Source organism: Craurococcus roseus (assembly GCF_039523795.1).
Classification (GTDB): Bacteria; Pseudomonadota; Alphaproteobacteria; order Acetobacterales; family Acetobacteraceae; genus Craurococcus; species Craurococcus roseus.
Genome location: NZ_BAAAFZ010000029.1, coordinates 1 through 22841, shown reverse-complemented (window position 1 = coordinate 22841; position 22841 = coordinate 1). Strand labels below are relative to the sequence as shown.

17 protein-coding genes are annotated in these 22841 nt (G+C 70.2%); 3 read left to right on the top strand and 14 right to left on the bottom strand.

Annotated elements, in window-relative coordinates; translation table 11 throughout:
* The 12 genes from ABD067_RS11870 to egtB form a co-directional block, all read right to left on the bottom strand.
* Window positions 1–1608, bottom strand: coding sequence for a carboxyl transferase domain-containing protein (locus tag ABD067_RS11870; protein WP_343895507.1), 1608 nt, complete (start codon window positions 1606–1608; stop codon window positions 1–3).
* Window positions 1605–2780 (bottom strand): isovaleryl-CoA dehydrogenase, encoded by a 1176-nt coding sequence (locus tag ABD067_RS11865; RefSeq protein WP_343895506.1) that lies wholly within the window; start codon window positions 2778–2780, stop codon window positions 1605–1607. The genes ABD067_RS11870 and ABD067_RS11865 overlap by 4 nt, the downstream gene beginning before the upstream one ends.
* On the bottom strand, window positions 2781–4448 hold the full coding sequence (locus ABD067_RS11860; protein ID WP_343895505.1) for an acyl-CoA synthetase: 1668 nt from the start codon (window positions 4446–4448) through the stop codon (window positions 2781–2783). It lies immediately after the preceding gene.
* Window positions 4449–4452: 4 nt separating this feature from the next.
* Window positions 4453–5235, bottom strand: a complete 783-nt coding sequence (locus ABD067_RS11855) for an ABC transporter ATP-binding protein (protein ID WP_343895575.1) — start codon at window positions 5233–5235, stop codon at window positions 4453–4455.
* A 70-nt stretch (window positions 5236–5305) separates the two neighbouring features.
* Complete coding sequence (locus ABD067_RS11850) at window positions 5306–6592, bottom strand: ABC transporter substrate-binding protein (RefSeq protein WP_343895504.1); 1287 nt, start codon at window positions 6590–6592, stop codon at window positions 5306–5308.
* A 23-nt stretch (window positions 6593–6615) separates the two neighbouring features.
* Window positions 6616–7674: a branched-chain amino acid ABC transporter permease gene (locus tag ABD067_RS11845; protein ID WP_343895574.1), complete on the bottom strand. Its 1059-nt coding sequence runs from the start codon at window positions 7672–7674 to the stop codon at window positions 6616–6618.
* Window positions 7675–7689: 15 nt separating this feature from the next.
* A complete protein-coding gene (locus ABD067_RS11840; RefSeq protein ID WP_343895503.1) occupies window positions 7690–8583 on the bottom strand; it encodes a branched-chain amino acid ABC transporter permease in 894 nt (297 codons plus the stop codon).
* Between the two features lie 5 nt (window positions 8584–8588).
* A complete protein-coding gene (locus ABD067_RS11835) occupies window positions 8589–10517 on the bottom strand; it encodes a long-chain fatty acid--CoA ligase (RefSeq protein ID WP_343895502.1) in 1929 nt (642 codons plus the stop codon).
* A complete protein-coding gene (locus ABD067_RS11830; RefSeq protein WP_343895501.1) occupies window positions 10514–11344 on the bottom strand; it encodes an ABC transporter ATP-binding protein in 831 nt (276 codons plus the stop codon). Before ABD067_RS11830 ends, ABD067_RS11835 begins: the two co-directional genes overlap by 4 nt.
* Window positions 11345–11471: 127 nt before the next feature.
* On the bottom strand, window positions 11472–12203 hold the full coding sequence (locus ABD067_RS11825) for a glycerophosphodiester phosphodiesterase family protein (RefSeq protein WP_343895500.1): 732 nt from the start codon (window positions 12201–12203) through the stop codon (window positions 11472–11474).
* A gap of 19 nt (window positions 12204–12222) precedes the next feature.
* Window positions 12223–13191 (bottom strand): L-histidine N(alpha)-methyltransferase, encoded by a 969-nt coding sequence (gene egtD, locus ABD067_RS11820; protein ID WP_343895499.1) that lies wholly within the window; start codon window positions 13189–13191, stop codon window positions 12223–12225.
* Window positions 13188–14408, bottom strand: coding sequence for an ergothioneine biosynthesis protein EgtB (egtB, locus tag ABD067_RS11815; protein ID WP_343895498.1), 1221 nt, complete (start codon window positions 14406–14408; stop codon window positions 13188–13190). Before egtB ends, egtD begins: the two co-directional genes overlap by 4 nt.
* 242 nt (window positions 14409–14650) lie before the next feature.
* Here egtB and ABD067_RS11810 point away from each other — a divergent pair, with 242 nt between their 5' ends.
* A complete protein-coding gene (locus ABD067_RS11810) occupies window positions 14651–16114 on the top strand; it encodes an oligosaccharide flippase family protein (protein WP_343895497.1) in 1464 nt (487 codons plus the stop codon).
* A 55-nt stretch (window positions 16115–16169) separates the two neighbouring features.
* Here ABD067_RS11810 and rfbF read toward each other — a convergent pair whose 3' ends face one another.
* Window positions 16170–16979: a glucose-1-phosphate cytidylyltransferase gene (gene rfbF / locus ABD067_RS11805; protein ID WP_343895496.1), complete on the bottom strand. Its 810-nt coding sequence runs from the start codon at window positions 16977–16979 to the stop codon at window positions 16170–16172.
* A gap of 283 nt (window positions 16980–17262) precedes the next feature.
* Between rfbF and ABD067_RS11800 the strand changes: the two genes are divergently transcribed.
* The gene (locus ABD067_RS11800; protein ID WP_343895495.1) at window positions 17263–18447 is read left to right on the top strand and encodes a glycosyltransferase family 2 protein; all 1185 of its coding nucleotides are present in this window, start codon (window positions 17263–17265) and stop codon (window positions 18445–18447) included.
* A 260-nt stretch (window positions 18448–18707) separates the two neighbouring features.
* The gene (locus ABD067_RS11795; protein ID WP_343895494.1) at window positions 18708–20678 is read left to right on the top strand and encodes a PAS domain-containing protein; all 1971 of its coding nucleotides are present in this window, start codon (window positions 18708–18710) and stop codon (window positions 20676–20678) included.
* Window positions 20679–20781: 103 nt separating this feature from the next.
* On the opposite strand, the gene ABD067_RS11790 is transcribed toward ABD067_RS11795, so the two are convergent.
* Window positions 20782–22841 (bottom strand): LPS-assembly protein LptD (locus ABD067_RS11790; RefSeq protein ID WP_343895493.1); only part of this gene is annotated, 2060 nt, incomplete at its 5' end.

Sequence of the window (22841 nt, the reverse complement as noted above, 5' to 3'; positions counted from 1 at the left end):
CTACATCCGGAACACGCCGAAGCGCGTCCGCCCTATAGGCGCGTTCAGCGAAGCCACGATGGAAAGGCCCAGCACGTCGCGCGTGTCCGCAGGATCGATGATGCCGTCGTCCCAGAGCCGCGCGGTGGCGTAGTAAGGGTCGCCCTGCGTCTCGTACTGTTCGCGGATGGGCGCCTTGAAGGCTTCCTCCTCCTCCGCGCTCCAGGCGCCGCCGCGCGCCTCCATGTTGTCGCGGCGCACGGTGGCGAGGACGCTCGCCGCCTGCTCGCCGCCCATCACCGAGATGCGGCTGTTCGGCCAAGTGAACAAGAAGCGCGGCGAGTAGGCGCGGCCGCACATGCCGTAGTTGCCGGCGCCGAACGAGCCGCCGATAATGACGGTGAACTTGGGCACCGCGGTGGTGGCGACGGCGGTGACGAGCTTGGCGCCGTCCTTGGCGATGCCGCCCGCCTCGTATTTCCGTCCCACCATGAAGCCGGCGATGTTCTGGAGGAACACCAGCGGGATGCCACGCTGGCTGCACAGCTCCACGAAGTGGGCGCCCTTCTGCGCGGATTCGGAGAAGAGGATGCCGTTGTTGGCGAGGATGCCGACAGGCTGGCCCCAGATGCGCGCGAAGCCGCAGACGAGCGTCGGGCCGTAGCGCGCCTTGAACTCGTCCAGGCGCGAGCCGTCCACGATCCGCGCGATCACCTCCCGCACATCGTAGGGCTGGCGCACGTCGCCGGGGATGAGGCCGTGCAGTTCGGCTGGGTCGTGCAGCGGCGGCTCCGGCTCCGCGAGATCGATCCGCGCGCCGCGCCGGACGCCAAGGTTGCCGACGATCCGCCGCGCGAGGCCGAGGGCGTGCATGTCGTCCATCGCGAAGTGGTCCGCGACGCCGGAGAGGCGTGTGTGGACATCGGCGCCGCCGAGGTCCTCGGCCGAGACCACTTCGCCGGTCGCGGCCTTCACCAAGGGCGGGCCGGCGAGGAAGATGGTGCCCTGCTCGCGCACGATCACCGCCTCGTCGCACATGGCGGGCACGTAGGCGCCGCCGGCGGTGCAACTCCCCATCACCACCGCGACCTGCGGGATGCCGAGCGCCGACATGTTGGCCTGGTTGAAGAAGATGCGGCCGAAGTGGTCGCGGTCCGGGAATATCTCGTCCTGGTTCGGCAGGTTGGCGCCGCCGCTGTCCACCAAATAGATGCAGGGCAGCCGGTTCTGCTGCGCCACTTCCTGCGCCCGGAGGTGCTTCTTCACCGTGATCGGGAAGTATGTGCCGCCCTTCACCGTGGCGTCGTTCGCCACGACCACGCACTCGCGCCCGGAGACGCGGCCGACGCCGGTGATGATGCCGCCCCCCGGCACGTCACCGTCGTGCAGGCCGTAGCCGGCGAGCGGCGAGAGTTCGAGGAAGGGCGAGCCGGTGTCGAGCAGGCGCTCCACCCGCGTCCGAGGCAAGAGCTTGCCGCGCCCGAGGTGGCGCTCCCGCGCGTTCTCCGGGCCGCCGCGCGCCGCCTCCGCCGTGCGCTCGGAGAGCTGGTCCAAGAGGGCGCGCATCCGCTCCGCGTTGGAGCGGAATTCGGCGGAGCGCGTGTCCGCCGATGAGGCCAGAACGGTCACGCCGTTTCCTTGAACAGCTCGCGGCCGATCAGCATGCGCCTGATCTCGCTGGTGCCGGCGCCGATTTCATAGAGCTTGGCGTCGCGCAACAGCCGCCCGGTCGGGTACTCGTTGATGTAGCCGTTGCCGCCGAGGATCTGGATGGCGTCGAGCGCGATCTTCGTCGCCGCCTCGGCCGCGTAGAGGATGGCGCCGGCCGCGTCCTTGCGCGAGGTCCGCCCCTCGTCGCACGCGCGCGCCACCGCGTAGACGTAGGCGCGGCAGGCGTTGGTGGCGGTGTACATGTCGGCCAGCTTGCCCTGGATGAGCTGGAACTCGCCGATCGGCTGGCCGAACTGCTTGCGCTCGTGGACGTAGGGCACCACGGCGTCCAGCGCCGCCTGCATGATGCCGATCGGCCCCGCCGCCAGCACGGCGCGCTCGTAGTCCAGGCCGGACATGAGGACGCGCACGCCCTCGCCCGCCTTGCCGAGCACGTTCTCCGCCGGCACCTCGCAGTCCTCGAACACCAGCTCGCTCGTGGGGGAGCCGCGCATCCCGAGCTTGTCGAGCTTCTGCGCCGGGCGGAAGCCCTTGAAGCCCTTCTCGACCAGGAAGGCCGTGATGCCGCGCGGGCCGGCTTCCGGGTCGGTCTTGGCGTAGACCACCAGCGTTTCGGCGTAGTGCGCGTTGGTGATCCAGAGCTTGGTGCCGTTCAGCACGTAACGGTCGCCGCGCTTGACCGCGCGGAGCCGCATGGACACGACGTCGCTGCCCGCGCCCGGCTCGCTCATCGCCAGCGCGCCCAGGTGCTCGCCGGTGATGAGCTTCGGCAGGTAGCGGCGCTTCTGCTCCTCCGTGCCGTTGCGTCGGATCTGGTTGACGCAGAGGTTCGAGTGCGCGCCATAGGACAGGCCGACGGAGGCGGAGGCGCGGCTCACCTCCTCCATGGCGACGCAGTGCGCCAAGTAGCCCATGCCGGTGCCGCCCCACTCCTCCTCCACGGTGATGCCGTGCAGGCCGAGCGCGCCCATCTCCGGCCACAGGTGGCGGGGGAACTCGTCGGAGCGGTCGATCTCGGCGGCGATCGGCGCGACCTTGGCGTCGGAGAAGCCGCGCACCGTTTCGCGCAGCATGTCGATCTCTTCACCCAGGCCGAAATCGAGGCCGGGTATGTCTCTGTTCGAGGGCATTCAGCTCCTCCCCGTTCCGGGGTCCTGCGGCCCAGAATTGCCCCCGGCCGCCGCCCTGCCAAGGCTCTCGCGCAACTCGCGGCGCATCACCTTGCCGGTGGCCGTCATCGGCAGGCTTTCGGCGAAATGCACCTCCCGCGGGTAGGAGTGGGCGGCGAGGCGGGTGCGGACGAAATCTTGGATCTCGCGCGCCAGCGCGTCATCCGGGGCGACGCCGGCGGCGGGCACCACCACGGCGGCCACGCGCTCCGTCCTGAGCGGGTCCGGCACGCCGACCACCGCGGCCATGGACACGGCGGGGTGGCGCAGCAGGCAGTCCTCGATCTCGCCGGGGCCGATGCGGTAGCCGGCGGAAGTGATGACGTCGTCCTCGCGCCCGACGAAGCGGAAGTAGCCGTCCCCGTCCTGCACGCCCTGGTCGCCGGTCAGCAGCCAGTCGCCGGCGAACTTGGCGGCGGTGGCCTCCGGGGTGTTCCAATAGCCGAGGAACACCACCGGGTCGGGCCGCTTCACGGCGATCGTGCCCGGCTCGCCGGGCGGCAGCGGGCGGCCCCCGGCGTCCACCACCGCGACCTCGTGGCCCGGCACGGCGCGGCCCATGCTGCCCGGCCGCACCGGCAGGACGGAGGCGCAGTTGGAGACCACGAGGTTGCACTCGGTCTGGCCGTAGAACTCGTTTATGGCGCAGCCGAAGGCGGCGCGGCCCCAGTCCAGCAGCTCGGCGCCGAGCGTCTCGCCGCCGCTGCCGACCGAGCGGAGCTTCTGGCCGAAGCGCGCCGGGTCCGACACGGCGCGCAGCATCTTGAGCGCGGTGGGTGGCAGGAAGGCGTTGCGGACGCCGTGTTCGGCCATGAGCCTGAAAGCGAACTCCGGATCGAACTTCGCCATGCGGTGCGCCAACACGGGCACGCCGTGGTGCAGGCTCGGCAGCAGCACGTCGAACAGCCCGCCAATCCAGGCCCAATCGGCCGGCGTCCAGAACAGGTCGCCGGGCTTGGGGAACAGCTCCTGCGGCATCTCCACGCCCGGCAGGTGGCCGAGCAGGACGCGGTGCGCGTGCAGCGCGCCCTTCGGGCTGCCGGTGGTGCCGGAGGTGTAGATGATGACGGCCGGGTCGTCGGCGGCCGTGTCCACCGGCGCGAAACCGTCGGAGGCGCGCCCGGTGAGCGCCGGCAGGTCGAGCGCGCCCTCGCCGGCCCCGTCCACCGCGAACACCGCGCGCAGGTCCGGCAGGCCCGCGCGGATGCCGGAGAGCTTGGAAAGGCCGGTCGCGTCCGTCACCAGCGCCGCGGCGCCGCAGTCGCGCAACCGGAACTCCAACGCCTGCTCGCCGAAGAGTTGGAACAGCGGCACGGAGACGGCGCCGAGTTTGAAAGCGGCGAGGTGCGCCACCGCCGTTTCGGGCACCTGCGGCAGCAGCACCGCCACGCGGTCGCCGCGGCCGATGCCGTGGGCGCGGAGGGTGTTCGCCAGCCGGTTCGTGCGGGACTTTAGCGCGTCGAAGGTGATCCGCTCCGTCCCGCCGTCCTCGCCCCGGTGCAGCAGCGCGAGGCGCCCGCTGCCGTCCGCCCACTTGTCGCAGCAGTCCACGCCCATGTTGTAGCGTCCGGGCACGCGCCAGCGGAACGCGGCGCGGATGGCGTCGTAGCTGTCGCCGGGCGGGAGCATCGCCCTACAGCCAGCGCTTCCGGCGCTTGTAAGACTTGAGGCCGCGGAAGCTCTTCCGCTCCGCGCCGTGGCCGCCGAGGTAGAACTCCTTCACGTCCTCGTTCGTGGAGAGCGATTCCGCTGTGCCGTCCAGCACCACCTTCCCGCCTTCCATGACGTAGCCGTAGGAGGCGACGGAGAGCGCCATGCGCGCGTTCTGCTCCACGAGCAGGATGGTGATGCCCAATTCCTCGTTCAGCCGGCGGATGATGCCGAACACCTCCTTCACCAGCAGCGGCGACAGGCCCATGGAGGGCTCGTCCATGAGGATCAGCTTGGGCCGCGCCATCAGGGCGCGGCCGATGGCCAGCATCTGCTGCTCGCCTCCCGAGAGGTAGCCCGCGAGGCCGGTGCGCTCCTTCAGGCGCGGGAAGAAGGAGTACACCATGTCGATGTCGCGCTTCACGTCGCCGTCCGAGCGGGTGAAGGCGCCGAGCCGCAGGTTCTCCAGGCAGGTCATGTCGGCGACGATGCGCCTTCCTTCCATCACCTGGAAGATGCCGCGGCGGACGATGAGGTGCGGGTCGGTGCCGTCGATGCGCTGGCCGTCGAAGACCACCTCGCCGCGCGTGACCTCGCCCTCCTCCGTCTTGAGGAGGCCTGAGATCGCCTTGAGCGTGGTGGACTTGCCCGCGCCGTTGGCGCCGAGCAGCGCGACGATCTTACCCTTCGGCACGCGGAGCGAGAGGCCGCGCAGCACGAGGATGACGTCGTTGTAGACGACCTCGATGTTGTTCACCTCGAGCAGCGCCGGCGCCTCCGCCGGGGTCGCGCCCGGCGAAGCGCCCGGCGCCGCCGCGACCGGCGCGTTCAAGGGCTCACCAGCCCAGCCACTCGCGCTTGCGCTCCAGCTCCACGGTGCCGAGGGATTCGAGCTTCATGGTACCGGCGCGCATCAGTTCCGCCACGCTCCCCTGGCTGGTGTCGCCGCCGACGCGGGCGCGGTAGAGCGGGACGCGCATGGTGCCGCGGTGGTCCTCCGGGGTGAAGTTCGACGGCGCGCAGACGCCCTCGAAGCCCTTCGGCACCCAGTCCTTGCGGGCGTAGAAGCCGTCGCGGATGCGTTCGCCGGTTATCTGGCCGCCGTTCGCCGCCGCCGTCTCCATCGCCTCCACCATCAGCATCGCGGCGCAAGCGCCGGCGAGGTAGTGCACCGGGCGGTAGGCGGTGCCGCCGGCGTCCGACACGCGGCTGATCTGCTGGATGTTGGCCATGCTTGGCGCCTCCTGGCCCCACACGGCCGACGTGCGGACGGGGAACACCACGCCATTCGCGGCGGTGCCGGCCGCCTTCATGGCGTTCTCGTCCATGCCCCAGACATTGCCGAGGAACTGCACGTTCACCCCCGCCGCCTGGCAGGCGCGCAGCACCGAGATGTTGGAGCCCGCCGTGTTGCCGAGGTAGGCGTAGTTGGCGCCCTGGTTGCGGAGCGTCAGGCACTGCGCGGTGTAGTCGCCGGGCGTCAGCGCGAAGACGATGGGCGACAGCACCTCGAAGCCGAGCTCGCGCGCCATGGCCTCGCCGGCCTCCTTGGGCGAGTTCGGGTAGGGGTGGTTGGCGCCCATGTGGACGTATTTCGGCCGGCCGCTCTGGCCCTTCGCCTTCCAGTCGTCCGCCGCCCAGCGCAGCATGCCGCGCAAGCCGTCGGAGTAGGACGGGCCGTAGAAGAAGTTGTAGGGCGTCGCCTCCACGCCCTGCCGCCCGCTCTTGCCGCCGGCGTCGGTCAGCGCGGCGGAGTAGGAGCCGGAGATGTAGGGTATCTTGTCGCGCGTCACGAAGCGCACCAGCGCCTCCGTGTCCGCCGTGCCCCAGCCCTGGATGGCGACGACGCGGTCGCGGCTCCAGGCCTGGTACTGGCTGACGGCGCGGGGCGCCTGGTAGCCGTAGTCGAAGCCGAGCACGTTCAGCTTCCGGCCGTTCACGCCGTTCCGGGTGTTGTTCACCCAGGCGAGCGTGTCCGCCACGCCCTGCCCGTAGGGCACGCCCACGTCCGAGGTGGCGCCGGAGTTGTCCATCAGGTGCCCGACCGGGATCGGCTGGGCCGCCGCCGGCAACGCGAGCCCGGCCGCGACGGCCGCCCCGAGCACCATGCGCTGCGTCGTCATTCTTGGTTCCTCCCGATTCTCGTTCAGTGCGAATACGGATAGAGCTTCCAGTAGGCGCGGATCAAGCGCCAGCGCCGCGCCAGGCCGTCCGGCTCGAAGATCAGGAACAGGATGATGGCGGCGCCGATCGCCATCTCTCGCAGGAAGGAGATGGAGGCGCCCAGCCGCAACGCGCGGTCGATGGCGCTGCCGGCCAGCAGGTCGGCGCCGGCCTGCACCACCTCCGGCAGCAAGGTCATGAAGGCCGCGCCCATCAGGCTGCCCATAATGGAGCCGAGGCCGCCGATGATGACCATCCCGAGGAATTGGATGGAGAAGAGGATGTTGAACGCCTCCACGCTCACGAACAGCAGGTAGTGCGCGTAGAGCGCGCCGCCGATGCCGGCGTAGAAGGAGGCGATGCCGAAGGAGAGCGTGCGGTAGTAGGCGAGGTTGATGCCCATCATCTCGGCGCTGAGGTAGTGGTCGCGCACCGCCACCAACGCCCGCCCGTCGCGCGTCCGCATCAGGTTGGCGGCGGCGACGAACATGATCACCACCCAGGCGAGCACGACGTAGAAGTAGCTCTCCTCCCGGTCCGCAACCCAGCCGAACAGCTCGAACGGCTCGGTGATGCGCCCCGCCACGCCACCGGTGAACCAGGGCGCGCGCGCGAAGAAGTCCTCCAGGATGAACTGCGCCGCGAGGGTCGCTATAGCGAGATAGAGGCCCTTCAGCCGCGCCGCCGGCGCGCCGAACACCAGCCCGACCAGCGCGGTCATCAGCCCGGCCAGCGGGATGCAGAGCGCCACGGGTATGTGCGCGTACTCGTGCAGCCAAGCGCTGGCGAAGGCGCCGAAGCCGAAGAAGGCGGCGTGGCCGATGGAGATCTGCCCGGTGAAGCCCACCAGTATGTTCAGCCCGAGCGCCGCGATGGCGGAGAAACCTATGGTGATGAGCAGGCCCAGCTCGTAGCGGCCGAGGAAGAGCGGCGCGAGGCAGAGCAGCGCGATGCCGGCCCAGAGGGCATAGCGGCTGTTCCTCGTCGGGAAGATGGTCATGTCTTCCCGGTAGGAGGTGCGGAAATCCCCCGCCGGCGTCATGGCGATCACGGCGCGCTACACCCGCTCGATGTTGCGGGTGCCGAACAGGCCGTAGGGCTTGATCAGCAGGATCAGGATCAGCGCGTAGAACGGGGCGATGGTGTACATGTTGCCCCATTGCAGCCATTCGGAATCCACGTACTGCGCCAAGTTCTCCAGCACGCCCACGATCAGGCCGCCCAGCACGGCGCCCGCCACGGAGTCGAGCCCGCCCAGGATCACCGCCGGGAACACCTTGATGCCGTAGAAGGACAGCGCGGAGGACACGCCGTTCACCACGCCCACCACCACCCCGGCGACGGACGACACCACCGCCGAGATGGCCCAGGACATGGCGAAGACCTTCGGCACCGAGATGCCGAGCGACTGCGCCACCTGCTGGTCGAAGGCCGTGGCCCGCATGGCCAGCCCGTGCTTGGACGCGGTGAAGAACCAGGCGAAGCCGGCCATGATCAGGATCGAGATCACCAGCGAGAGCAGGTAGGCGGTTTGCACCTCCAGCCCCAGCACGTTCACCCGGTCCACGGGGAAGATCGGCGGGAAGGGCTTGGCGAAGACGCCGAAGATCCACTTCATCAGCGCCTGGAAGAAGATGCCCAGCCCGATCGTCGCCATGATGACGCTGATCACCGGCTCGCCGATCAGCGGCCGCAAGACGACCACCTGCAACACCAAGCCGAAGGCGGTCATGAAAACCAAGGTGAACAGGAAGCCGAGCCAGAACGGCAGCTGCCAATCGGTCAGCAGCCACCAGCACACCCAGGCGCCCACCAGCAGGAACTCGCCTTGCGCGAAGTTCACCACCTGCGACGCCTTGTAGATCAGCACGAAGCTCATCGCCACGACGCCGTAGAGCGCGCCGACGATCAGCCCGTTGAGCGTGAATTGCAGGAGCTGCGACCATTCCATGCGCGCTACTCCGCCGCCTGGGCCATCGGCGCCGGCGCCGACTCGCCGCCGCCACGCATGTTCACGACTCGCAGCGTGGTGCGGATGCGCTGGCGGGTGCCGTCCTGGAACGCGATCGTCGTGTCCACGGGGATGGCCCGCTCGCCGCGGTAGATCGCCTCGATGATGCCGCCGTACTTCTCGTTGATGACGCCGCGGCGCACCTTGCGGGTCCGGGTCAGCTCCTCGTCGTCGGCGTCCAGCTCCTTGTAGAGCAGCAGGAAGTCGCGGACGCGCTGCGCCTCCGGCAGGGTGGCGTTGACCTTCTCCACCTCGCGCCGCAGCAGCTCCAGCACCTCGGGCTTGGCCGAGAGGTCGGTGTAGGTGGTGAAGGAGATGCGCTGCCGCTCCGCCCACTTGCTGACGATGGGGAAGCGGATGCAGATCATGGCCGCCAAGTGCGGGCGCTTGTCGCCCAGCACCACCGCCTCCGCCACGTAGGGGCTGAACTTCAGCTTGTTCTCTATGTACTGCGGCGAGAAGCGGTCGCCCCCGGAGGTGGTGGCGAGATCCTTCACGCGGTCGATCACCACCAAGTGCCCGTTCTTGTCGAAGTAGCCGGCGTCGCCGGTGTGCAGCCAGCCGTCGCGCAGGTCGTTGTTCTCCGGCAGCTTGTAGTAGCCGGAGAACATGTTCGGGTGCCGCGTCACGATCTCGCCCAGGCCGTTCGGGTCCGGGTTCTCGATGCGCGTCTCGATCCGGTCGTTGAAGGGGACGCCGACCGTGTCCTGGTTGACGTCGTCCGGGCGGTGGACGGTGTAGGCGCCGAGCGTCTCCGTCTGGCCGTAGAGCTGGCGCAGGGGCACGCCCATGGCTTGGAAGAAGCGGAAGGTGTCCGGCCCCAGCGCCGCGCCGCCGGTGGCGGCGGAGCGCAGCTTGGTGAAGCCGAGCCGGTCCCGCAGCGCCCGGAACAGCAGCGCGTCCGCCAAGGCCGAGCGCCGCCCGCGTTTCAGCGCGCCGAGGCCCATCCGCATCCCCAGGTCGAACATGCCGCGCTTGAGCGGCGAGGCGTCCATGACGCGCGCCCTCACGTCGGCCGCGATCTGCTCCCAGACGCGCGGCGCGAACAGCACGAAATTGGGGCCGATCTCGCGGAAGTCGGCCATCGTCGTCTCGGGCTCCTCGACGAAGTTCACCCGCATGCGGGCGATCAGCCCCCAGCCGAGCACGTAAAGCTGCTCCATGATCCAGGGCAGCGGCAGCACCGAGACGTAGTCGTCCCCCGGCCCGCGCGGGTCGGCTTTGAGGTAGCTCTCGCAGTGCCGGATCAGCGCCCGGGAGGTCAGCATGGCGAGCTTCGGCCGCGCCGTGGTGCCGGAGGTGGTGCAGAGGATCGCCACGTCCTCGCCGCGGGTCGCATCCACCAACTGGCCCCAGCAGGCCGGCTGGTCCTTGTGCACCGCCCCGCCGCGCTTCACCAGTTCGGAGGCGGGCAGCAGGCGCGGGTCGGAGTACTTCCGCATCCCGCGCGGGTCCGAATAGACGATGTGGCGCAGCGTCGGCACCCGGTCCGAGATGTTGAGCAGCTTGTCCACCTGCTCCTCGTCCTCGGCGAACACCGCCTTGGCGCCGCAGAACTCCAACAGGTAGGCCGCCTCGTCCTCCAGCGCGTCGCGGTAGATGCCCAGCGAGCGGGCGCGGAGCGCGTGCGCCGCGATCTCGCCCATCACCCAGTCCGGCCGGTTGTCGCCGATGAGGCCGACCACGTCCGCCGGCCCGATGCCCAGGGACCGCAGGCCGAGCGCGAAGGCGCGCGTCCGCGCCTCGTACTCGCCCCAGGTGATGGAGCGCCAGACGCCGAACTCCTTCTCGCGCAGCGCGACCTCGTCGCGGTGCTCGCGGGCGTTGCGGCACAGCAGCTTGGGCAGCGTGTCGGTGAGGTTGCCCGGGTTCACGGCGCCACCGGCTCCGTCGCTTCGGCGGGCTCCTGCACCACCTCGTCCGCTTCGCCGAGGTAGGCGCGGCGCACGTGCGGGTCGGCCAGCACCTCGTCCGGCCGGCCTTCCGCGATCTTGCGGCCGAAGTCGAGCACCACCACGCGGTGCGAGATGTCCATCACCACGCCCATGTCGTGCTCGATCATGAGCACGGTCATGCCCCACTCCTCGTTCAGGTCGATGATGAAGCGGGCCATGTCCTCCTTCTCTTCGAGGTTCATGCCCGCCATGGGTTCGTCCAGCAGGATGAGCTTCGGCTTCAAGGCCATCGCCCGCGCCAACTCCACCCGCTTCCGCAGCCCGTAGGAGAGCTGGCCCGCCACCGCCTTGCGGACGTGCTGGATCTCCAAGAAGTCGATGATCTCCTCGACCTCGCGCCGGTGCGCGATCTCCTCCCGCCGCGCCCCGCCGACCCACCACAGCATCCCCGGAAGGAATCCCCTCCGCAGCAGGTGGTGCCGGCCGACCATGATGTTCTCGAGCACCGTCATGTGCCCGAACAGCGCGAGGTTCTGGAAGGTGCGGCCGATGCCGATCGCCGCGCGTTTGCGGGTCGGCAACCGGGTGATGTCGCGCCCGCCGAAGCGGATGCGGCCCTCGGTGGGGCGGTAGCGGCCGGACACGCAGTTCACCATGGAGGTCTTGCCGGCGCCGTTCGGGCCGATGATCGAGAAGATCTCCCCCCGGTTCACCCCGAAGGAGACGTCGGTGAGCGCGCGCACGCCGCCGAAGCGCAACGACACGCCCACGGCTTCCAGAACCGGCCCGTCCTCGGCAACCGCCACCCGTACGTTCTCCCCCGCGCCCGCTTGGACGCGGCCGCAATGTCTTGGGAGGTGTTATGCGCCGACACCGGCCGGGTCGGTCAAGGGGCGGAACAGTAAAGAGCGCGCGGCCCCGGAATGGCGGGGCTCAGGGCCGGAGGCGCAAGGCCAGCGGCGGGTCGTCGGTGGCGATGGCGTCCAGCCCGAGCCCGAAGCCGGCGCGGATGCTCCCCTCGTGGTTGGCGCCCCAGGCGCCGACGCCGAAGCCCGCGGCCCGAAAAGCCGCCACCGCCGCCGGCGTAAGCTCGCCCACGTGCAGGCCGATCTCCCCGGCGCCGCAGGCGCGGGCGAGGCCGGTGGCGCTCGCCCCGCCCATCCCGCGCCAGGGCTTCGAATCGAGCAGCAGGGCCGTCCGGCGGAACCCGCCGGCGGCGGCCTCGGCCACGGTGGCGGGTTGGAATGACATCGCCACCGTGCGCCCGCGCATGCCCAATCCGTCCAGCAGCGCGAGGCAGGCGGCGACGATGCCCGGGTAGGGCCTGCCCTCGCCGTCCGCCTTGATCTCCAACCGCAGCACCTTGCCCGCGTCGCGCACCAGGGCGGCGGCCTCGGCGAGCGAGGGCACGCCCTCCCCGCCCGCGCCGCGCAGCCGCACCCGCCGCAGCTCGGCCATGCTCCGCGCCCGCACCGGGCCGTTGGCGTCCGTGGTGCGGTCGAGGGTGTGGTCGTGCATCACCGCCACCTGGCCGTCCGCCGACAGGTGGACGTCCAGTTCGAGCTGCTCCGCCGGCAGCGCCAGCGCGTTGCGGAACGCGAGCAGGCTGTTCTCCGGCCACAGGAAGGCGCCGCCGCGGTGGCTGGCGATTTCGGTGCGGGCCATGGTGGACGCGGCGCCGGCCTCAGCGCGCGTCCAGCAGCCACACCGAGAACAAACGCCCCTGGTCGGTCCACATCGCCCGTGCCCTCCACCCCGCGGCGTCGGCCAGGGCTTCCAGCCGTTCAGGCCGGTACTTGTGGCTGTTCTCGGTGTGGATGGTCTCGCCGGCCGCGAACCGGATCTCCCGCCCCGCCAGCCGCGCCCTCTGCGCGCGGAGCGACTCCAAGTACATCTCGACCCGTTCCTCCTCGGCGTTCCACACGGCGCGGTGGCGGAAAGCGGGCACGTCGAAGTCGGCCTCCAACTCGCGGTTCAATCGGTGCAGCAGGTTGAGGTTGAACGCCGCGGTGACGCCGGCCGCGTCGTCGTAGGCGGCTTCCAGCATCGCGCGGCCCTTCACGAGGTCGGCGCCGAGCAGCAGCCGGGCGCCAGGGCCGAGCGCAGCGCGGAAGCGGCGCAGCAGGTCGGCCGCCTCCGTAGGCTCAAAATTGCCGATGGTCGAGCCCGGGAAGAAGCCAAGCCGCCGCTCCCGCGGCACGCCGGACGGGAGGCCGAAGGCTCGGGCGAAGTCGGCGACGACGGGGAGCACCGGCACGCCGGGCACCTCCTCCGACACGCGGGACGCCACCGCGTCCAGCCACTCGGGCGCGATCTCCACCGGCACGTAGGCCGCCGGGGCTTGCAGGCGGGAAAGCAGCAGCACCGCCTTGCCGCCGTCGCCGGGGCCGAACTCCACCGCCGTCGCGCCCGGCCCCACCGCCGCGGCGATGGCCGGCGCCTGTTCCCGCAGGATCCCCACCTCGGTCCGCGTCGGGTAGTACTCCGGCTGGCGGGTGATGGCCTCGAACAAGCGCGCGCCTTCCGTGTCGTAGAGCCATTTGCACGGCAGCGTCTTGCGAGGCGCCGTGAGGCCCGCGAGCGCGTCCGCTCGCAACGCGGCCCGCTGTCCGGCGGGGGCGGGGGAGGCCCGTTCGAGGCGCGCCCCGCTCACGCCGCGTCCTCCGCCAGCCGCAGGCCGGTGAACTGCCACCGCTTGTCGGGGCCGAAGAAGTTGCGGTAGCTCCGCCGGGCGTGGCCGGGCGGCGTGGCGAGCGAGCCGCCGCGCAGCACCATCTGGTTCACCATGAACTTGCCGTTGTATTCCCCGACGGCGCCCACCCATGGCCGGAATCCGGGGTAAGGCCGGTAGGCGCTGCCCGTCCATTGCCACACCACGCCTTCGGCGTCGCGGAACCCAGGCAGGCCGGCGGCGGCCTCCCATTCCTGCTCGGTGGGCAGGCGCCGGCCGGACCAGCGCGCGAAGGCGTCGGCCTCGTACCAGGAAACGTGCCGGACCGGGGCGGCTTCGTCCAAAGGCCGCAACCCGGCAAGGGTGAACTCCTGCCAACCGCCGTCCGCCTCCCGCCAATGGAGCGGCGCGTCCCACCCTTCGGCTTGGCGGGCGGCCCAGCCGTCGCTCATCCACAACACCGGCGTCCGGTAGCCTCCGTCGCGCATGAAGGCGAGCCATTCCCCGTTGCTCACCAGCCTGTCCGCGATCCGGTAGGGCTCCAAGAAGGCACGGTGCCGGGGGGTTTCGTTGTCGAAAACGAACCCGGAGAAACCATCGGCGTTGCAACCGGTCTCGACCACTCCGGTCGGGCCGTCGAGGAAGCGAGCCACTCCGGCCGCCGCATCGGGCTCTCGCCAATCCGTGAAGTAGGCCGGGCAGAGGGGGTTCTGCGCCAAGGCATGCAGCGCATCGGCCACGAGGAGTTCCTGATGCTGCTGTTCGTGCTGCAATCCGAGTTCGATGAGATCGAACGGGAACCCCGGCGGTGGCTCGCGCACCAGCCGGGCCATCGCGGCGTCCACATGAACCCGGTACGCGCCCACCTCGCCGCTGGAAGGCCTGGTGAGCATGCCGCGCTTCGGCCGCGCATGACGGGGCCCGGCCGCCTCGTAATAGGAATTGAACAAAAAGCCGAACTCGTCTTTGTAGCGGGAGTAGCCCGGCAGGTGCGGCAGCAGCAGGAAGGTTTCGAAGAACCACGTCGTGTGCGCGCGGTGCCATTTCGCGGGGCTCGCGTCGGGCATGGACTGCACCGTCTGGTCTTCCGGCGAGAGCGGCGCAGCCAAGGCCTCCGTCCGCGCGCGAACGGCCGCGAAGCGCTCGGCCCCAGCCCCGCCCCGCGCGCCATGCCCTATTGCTGCCGTGATCGCGTTCATTCTTTGGGCTCCCAGGCGTGGTGCGGTCGCCACCCTTCCCGGCGCAGCCCGCGACGGGGACAACATAAGCGCGCCGTCGGCCGCGTCGATCCATCGCCGCGCGAATCGGGCCCGCGGCCGGCGCGCCAGGTCATGGAATTTGCTTTGGGAACAAACGCGCGTAGACACGCGTTCCGCATCATATTGCTCCGCACAATGCTGCCCCGCCCCACCCTGACCGGCCCCTTGCAGGACGCCCGATTGTGAAGCTCCGCCTCCCGACAGCGCGCTCCCCGAGTTGGGTCCTCGCGGAAACCGCGACCTCAGCGGGGTTCTCCTTTTTCTCGCTCATCCTGATCGCAAAGGTCATCGGGCCGGAGGCCGCCGGCATCGGCGCGGTCGCCATCGCCGCCTTCCTGCTGCTGGACCTCGCCTGCGCCTCGCTCTTCACCGACGCCCTTGTGCAGCGCGCGGCGCTGTACGAGCGCCACGTCCGCAGCGCGCTCACCGTGCAGGTGCTGGTGGGCGTGGCGGCGGCGGCCGCGCTCGCGCTGCTCGCGCCGCTCGTCGCCCGCGTTTCGGACGCGCCCGAAGTGTCCGCCCTGGTGCTGGCGCTGGCCGCGCTGCTGCCCTTCTCGGCTTACTCGGGCGCGGCCGCGGGGATGGCCCTACGCGCGCAGCGCTACCGCCTCCTCGCCACGCGCGCTTTGCTGGGGCAGCCGCTCGGGCTGGCGGCGGGCTTGTTCGCCGCGGCGGAAGGATACGGCGCCTGGGCGATGATCGCCCAGCAGGCCGTGTCCACGACCGTCACCTTCGCCTTGATGCTCGCCTTCGGGGGACAGCGCGTCAGGCCGGCGATCGCGAGGCAGCCCTTGGCCGACCTCTGGCCGGTCGCCGGGCCGCAGATCCTCTCCGTCATCGTGATGGCGGGCCGCTACCGGCTCTTCGTCCTTGCCCTCAGCGCGGTGACGACCGAAGCGGTGGTTGCGGTCTGCAATGTCGCCTTCCGCCTGCTCGACTCGACGCTCAACATTGTGTGGGGTTCGACGGCGCGGCTTTCCATGCCCAGGCTGTCCGCGCTGCAGGCCAACCGCGCCGGATTGGCCAAGGCCTACGGCGACCTGGCGCAATTGCAGGCGCTCATGGGCATGCCGATCGCGGCCGGCATCGCGCTGACCGCAACGGATCTGATACGGGCCCTGCTAGGGCCGGCCTGGATGGAAGCGGCGGAAGCCACCCGCTTGGTCGGATGGGTGGCGGTGTTCTCCTTCTCCTGGGGCGATCCCGCGAGCCTGTTCCTCGCCCTGGGCAAGACCAAGCGGAACCTCATGCTGTCCGCGGCCGCGCTGGCCGTGCCTCTTCTCACCCTGCTGGTTGCGCGGCCGTCCACGCCGTTCGGGGTCGCGGTGTGCTGGGCCAGCAGCACCGTGGCCCTGGCGCCGTGGCTGGTTTGGCTCGTCCTGAAGGAGTTGGGACGGCCGCCTTTGTGGCTCCTCGGCCGGATCGCCCCGGCGCTGGCGGCGACCGCCGCCATGGCCGCCGCGGTCGTGCTGCTACAGGAAACGGTTGCCCGCGACCTCCACCCGCTTGCCCGCTTGGTGCTCAGCGCGGGCCTCGGCGCCGCTGTGTTCACGGCGGTGGCTTGGTTGACGCTCGGCCGGCGGCCGCCACAAGGCTTGGCCGCCTCCGCCGGGCCGGCTCCGGTGGGGCCGGTCGCCGCTGAGTGAGGCGGCCCCGGTCCTGGCCGGCCCCGACGCGGCCGGCGCGGGGGGGGGGACTGCCCTAAGGCTTGACGCCCCACGGCGCGTCGCCCGTGGCCCACATCTCTTCGAGTTGCTTCTTGTCGCGGAGAGTGTCCATGGAGAACCAGAAGCCCTCGTGCTTGTAGGCCATCAGCTCGCCGTCCGCCGCCAACCGCTCCATCGGCTCCTTCTCGAACACGGTTTCGTCGCCGCCGATGTAGTCGAGCACCCTCGGCGACAGCACGAAGAAGCCGCCGTTGATCCAGTTGTCGCCGCCGATCGGCTTTTCACGGAATGTTGCCACTTGGTTGTCGGTCGTCAGGTCCAACGTCCCGAAGCGCGATGGCGGATGCACCGCCGTGACGGTGGCGAGGCGGCCATGGGACTTGTGGAAGGCGATCACCTTCTGGATGTCGAGGCGCGCCACGCCGTCGCCGTACGTCATGCAGAAGGGGGCATCGCCCACGTGCTCGCGCAGCCGCTTCAACCGACCACCCGTCATGGTGTGGAGCCCGGTGTCCACCAAGGTCACCTTCCACGGTTCGGCCCGCCCGGCGTGGACCAGCGCTTGGCCGCCGTCGCCGTCCTTTGTGTAGTCGAAGGTGACGTCGCTCATGTGCAGGCGGTAGTTGGCGAAAAACTCCTTGATCATGAACTGCTTGTAGCCGAGCGGCAGCACGAACTCGTTGATGCCGCAGGCTGCGTAGATTTTCATGATGTGCCAGAGCATCGGCCGGCCGCCGATCTCCACCATGGGTTTCGGCCGGGCGTCGGTCTCTTCCATCAGCCGCGTGCCGAAACCACCGGCGAGGATGACCGCTTTCCGGATTTTCTGATCAGCACTCACCATCGGTATCCTTCTTTGCGATCTCTGCGGGTTGCGAAACAGATAACCAGGCGCGCTCCGCCGACCGCCGCTTCATCACACATCCACACGTGAAATGAAATGACTTCGCGGGTGTTTCGCAAATGTTTGAGCGCATCGTTCCGCTAAATGAGACGTTGAGCGCCGAACCAGCCCGAACCGCGCCGCTTGCTCCCGGCGTGGGACGTCGCTTTATGTTAAGCGGCCGGCGGGTGGCGTCACCGCCCCCGCACCCGGTTGCGACCGATGAACGGGCGGATGCCTCCCCGTGACCCCACCGAGCCTGGAGGACGCCGTGCGCCTGGACGCGCCTAACGCACCGCCGAGGCCGCCGCAGCCGCGGGTCAGCCCCCCCGGAGTTGCGGCCCTCCCGGACGGCTTGGCGCCCATCGGCACGCCGCCCGGCTTCGCCGGGGACGACATCGTTGCCTTGATGGTGACGCGCAACGAGGCGCTGCGCCTGCCGTCCGCGCTGCGGCACCTGTGGCGGCTCGGGGTGGACCGTCTGCTGCTCGTGGACAATCGCTCCACCGACGGCACGCGCGAGATCGCCGCTCGGGACCACAGGGTGCATCTCGTGGACGCGCCCGGCAGCTACGCCGCTTCCAACTTCGGCGTGGACTGGACCAACGCCATCCTCGACCTGTACGCCAGGGGCCATTGGGTCCTGGTGGTGGACGCGGACGAGTTGCTTGTCTTCCCGGGCGTCGCGGGCACGGGCGGCGTCGGCTTGCGCGCCCTTTGCCGGCACCTGGACTTGATCGGGTCGGAAGCGTTGCCCACCATCCTCCTCGACTGCTTCCCGCAGGAGCCGCTCCGCGACCTGCGCTTCCGCAGCGGCGACGAGCTGACGGAAGCGGCCCCTTGGTTCGAGCCGCCCTCGCCGCGGCAGGAGCGGAGCGAGAACTTCCCGTATTTCCAGCAGTTCGGGGGCTTGCGCGAACGGCTCTTTTTCCCGGAAGCCGACCCGGGCCGGCCGACGCGGATGATCCACCAGAAGCTCTACAACTTGTTCTGGCGCTTGCCGCCGCTGCGGGCATCGGGCTGGTACCAAGCCCTCGCGCCGGAACGGTCGCCGAACCTCACCAAGGTGCCGCTGTTCCGCTGGAAGGAAGGCTCGGGCCTCGTGTCCTCCACCCACATGCTCCGCCCTTCGCGGATGGTCGCGGAGCAGCCGAGCGGCGTGCTGCTGCACTTCAAGTTCCTGCAGGACTTCCACGCACGCGCCGAGGACGCGGTCGCCCGGGGCGCCCACTACGACGGCTCGCGCGAGTACCGCAGGTATCTCGGCGCCCTCGAACGCGATCCGGCCTTCAGCCTCCACTCTGGGCGCAGCGTCCGCTACGCCGGCCCGGACCAGCTCGTTGCGTTGGGGCTGATGCGCGACACGCCGGAATGGGCTGCCGCCCGTGCCGCGGCGGCGGTGGGTGCGAGGCCCGTCCGCGCGGGCTGAGCCGGCGGGCGACGGCGTGTTGCCTGAGACGCTCGTATGGATTTGACACCCACGAACGCTCTGGTTGTATAAAACGCGTGTCCTTGCAGGATCTCGGCGCCTCGCTGCGGCGGTCGGGCGGAAGGGGTTTGTTGGCCGTCCGGAGGCGTTCAGAGTGGTATCGTACCAAAAGGAAAAGGGTCTGGGCCGCCCCGCCGCGCTTGGGCTGGGAGAAAGGTGGTTCGGGATTCAAAGCCCCCATCGATGGCCCGGAACCGAAATTGTCGGTCGCTGACGTGCGACGGCCTGTTGTGCCCGCCTTCATCCGGGGCACGGACGCGATCAGTGTCCTGATGCGGACGCGCGATTGGTCCGCTTCGCCACTCGGCCACCCGGCGGATTGGCCCCAGTCGCTGCGCAGCGTGGTCGGCCTGATGCTGGGTTCCAAGTTCCCGATGTTCGTGGCTTGGGGGCCCGACCTCGGCTTGCTCTACAACGAGCCCTACGCCGAAATTTTGGGGGCCAAGCACCCCGCGGCGCTGGGCCGCCCCTTCCGAAACATCTGGGCGGAGATCTGGCCAGACATCGGCCCGTTGATCGAAACGGCCATGGCCGGCCAAGCGACGTTCCGGGAAGACCTGCCCCTCGTTATGAACCGCAAAGGTTTCGACGAGCAGACCTGGTTCACCTTCTCCTACTCCCCGGTGCGCGACGAGGGCGGCGCGGTGGCGGGCATGTTCTGCGCCTGCACCGAGACCACGGGCAAGGTGCTCGCGGAGCGGCGCCTCACGGCCGAGGGCGAAGGGTTGCGGCGCCTGTTCCACCAAGCGCCGGGCTTCATGTGCATGCTGCGCGGGCGCGACCACGTCTTCGAATTGGCGAACGCTGCCTTCCTCCAGCTCGTGGGGCACCGCGACCTCGTCGGCATGACGGTCCGCGAGGCGATGCCCGATGTGCAGGGCCAGGGCTTCTTCGAGTTGCTCGACCACGCCTTCGCCACCGGCGAAGCCTTCGTCGGCCGTCGCAAGCCCATCGCCCTCCAAAGGACCCCCGGGGGACCCGCGGACGAGCGTTTCGTCGATTTCGTCTACCAGCCGATCCGGGACGCGGAAGGCCGGGTGACGGGCATCTTCGTCGAAGGCAGCGACGTGACCGAACACGTCCGCCACGAAGAGGCGCTCTCCGCCGGCAACGCCCGCATCGCGGCCTTGCTCGACACGATGGGCGAGGGCTTCTTCGTGCTCGACCAGGAGTTCTGGATCACCGAGATCAACGCCGAAGGCCTCCGCCTCGACGGCCGCTCGGAAAGCGAGATCGTCGGGCGCACGCTTTGGGAGGTTTGGCCGGAGGCGAACGGCACGCAGGTCGAGGCGGCGTACCGGCGCGCGATGGCCGAACGCGTCCCCGTGTCGCTGGAGCACAACCACCGCACCGACCGCCACAACCTTTGGCTCGACCTGCGCATCCACCCGGTACCCGGCGGCGGGCTCGCGGCCTTCTACCGGGACGTCACCGCGCGGCGCGAGGCGGAAGCGCGGCGCGACCTCTTGGCGCGGGAGGTGGACCACCGCGCCAAGAACGCCCTCGCCGTAGTGCAAGCGGCGCTGCGGCTGACGAGGGCGGACGATGTGCCCGGCTACGTGGCCGCGGTGGAAGGCCGCGTCGGGGCGCTCGCCCGTGCGCAAACGCTGCTGGCCTACGACCGGTGGGGCGGCGCCGACCTCCGGGAACTGCTGCAAGCCGAGTTGGAGCCCTTCCTCGGCGGCGACGGCGCGGGCGCGTCCGACCAGGGCGCCGGCCCGCGGGTAGAGTTGGCCGGCCCGCCCGTGGCGGTGCCCGCCGGCGCTGCGCAGCCGCTGGCCATGGCGATGCACGAGCTGGCGACGAACGCGGTCAAGCACGGGGCGCTTTCGGCGCCCGCCGGGCGCGTTTCCGTCTCCTGGCGCTCCGGCGGGGATTCCTCCACGGACGGGGTTTTGCTCCTGCGCTGGGAAGAGGCCGGCGGCCCCTCCGTCCGCGGGGCGCCGGAACGCCGCGGGTTCGGCTCGCGCGTCATCGAGGGCACGTTGTCGCGCCAACTCCGCGGGACCGTGCGGCGGGCCTGGGAGGCCGGCGGGCTGGTTTGCGACATCGAACTGCCGCTACCGCGCGCCGGGGAGAAAGACGCCGGTCCAGCCGCCGCAAACCTGCCGGGACCGCCCGCGCGCCTGCCCGCAAACACCCAGGCCAACGGAACGAAATGGCTCCAATAACCCGCTGGCGCCCGAACCGCGCTATCCGCCCGAAAGCGCAGCGACCCGAACGGCAGCATGGTTATGAAGCGAGGAGGGACGGCGGCGCCCCTCCCCGCGCCCGTCAAATCGCCCGGAAGAAGTAGTCGCCCAGCGTCTTGAAGCCGACCCGGAACAGCACGACGGTGTTCGCCGGGTACAGGTTCTGCGTGGCGGGATCTTCCGCGAAGCGCTTGATGAACCGTCCTTCCAGGATGAAGCACTCGTCCTCGTAGCCCACCGTGCCCTGCGCCAGCACCGCGCGGCCGAGCTGGAGGTCGTATTTGCCGCTCGCGCCGATCCGCCAGTTCTCGCCGATGCGCGCGGTGAAGCCCGCGCCCACCTCGTCGCGCACGCGGCTCGGTTGCAGGTAGGGCAGCGGCGGCGACCAAAGGTAACCCGCCGAGAGCGTGACCGGCCCGAGCGACAGGTTCGCCACCGTGTCCACCAGCCGCCGTTCGGTGAGGTTCTGGTCGTCCACGCGCACCCGCCCGATGGTCTCGAACCAAGGGACCGGCATAACGCGCAGCCGGGCGACGTAGTCGGACTGGCGCCCTTCCAGCCCCGATCCCGGGTAGGGGCTAAACCCGTTGTCGGTGAAGCGGCGGGAGCCGCCGACCAGCCCCTCCACCTGCCCGCCATTGGGGAAGTCCCAAGCGGCGCGGAGGGCGTAGTCTACGCGGCTCCCGCCCTCCTGACGGTCGCGACCGGTGAAGCGGTTGAGCGCGAAGAGGTTCGCGTCGGTGAACTCGAAGTCGATGCTGTCCTCGTTGGGCACGCGGCGCTGCGGCCCGGTCTGCGGGCCGGTCACGAACTGCACCCGCGGCTCGATGGTCTGGCTGCCCCAAGCGCCGGTGGTGCGCACCAGCGGCATGCGCCAATCCACCGCGGCCCGGACGTTGCCCACGGCGCGGGAGCCGTTGGCTTCCGGCAGGAAGCCCGGCGGCTCCTGCTGCCCGTACGCGCTGTAGCCGAGCGCGTCGCCTTGCACGCGGAAGGTCCAAAGGTCGCCGGCCGGCCCGATCTCCGGCCGCGCCCAGGTCACGCGCGAGGCGAGTCGCCGGGTGCCGCTGCCGACGTCGCGGTAGATGCCCAACGCGCCCACGTCCGCGGTCACGAGGCCGCCCAGCACCGGCTGGCGCGGTGCGTACTCGTAGTAGAGGTTGGGCAGCACGAAGGGGATCAGCCGCGTGTCGTCGGTGGGGCGGAGGCCCTGGTACACGCGGCTGTCGAACCGCGCATAGCCCTCCGTTCCCCAGAAGCCCTCGACGAAGGCCTGGGAGGTGAGCACGCGGCGGTACTCGTAGCGGAAGGTGCGCAGGTACAGCTCGTTGGTGGCGCGGTTCAGGTCGAAGCCCGCGCGCCAGTTCTCGTCGATGGTGAAGCGCCCGCGGGCGAAGATGTGCCCGGCGATCTCCTGCCCGCCGCCGCTGTTGTCCTGCAAATCCTTGCCGTCGAGGCTGCCGATGGAGGCGTCGGCGGTGATCTGCCCGAAATTGAAGACCTTGCGGTATTCGAGGCCGAGGTTCGGGTACTGCCGCGTCGAAAGCATCGGCACAACCGTCAGGTCGGAGCTTTCGTCGATCGCCCAGAAGTAGGGCGTCTCGATGAAGCCGCCGAGGAAGCGCGTGATGCCGAAGGACGGGAACAGGAAGCCCGAAGCGCGCGGCGAGGACGGGTCTGGGTGGGAGAAGTAGGGCGTGTAGAAGGCCGGCACGCCGCCGAGGCGGAGGGTGGCGTCGCGGTAGGTGATCCGCTCCTGGTTCTTGTCCTGGACCGCGCGCCGGGCCTGGAGCTGCCACAGCGGCACCGGATCCTCCGGGCAAACGTCGCAGGAGGAGTACACCGCCCGCGACAGCTCGTTCACCGTCCCGCCGGTGCGCTGCGCCCCGTTGGCCGCCAAGCGCGCGTTGGCCGCCAGCAAGGCGCGCACGCCGGTCAGCACGCCGTCGCGGAAGCGGTCCCTCAGCTCCACCGAATCCGCGAACAGCACCTGCCCGTCCGGTTCCAGGAGCTGGACGTTGCCGCGGGCGGTGGCGACGCCGGTGTTGCGGTCGTAGGTGAACTCGTCCGCGCGCAGCAAGCGCTCGCCCTGCCACGCCTCCACCTTGCCGCGGGCGGTGACGAGGCCGCGGTCGCGGTCGT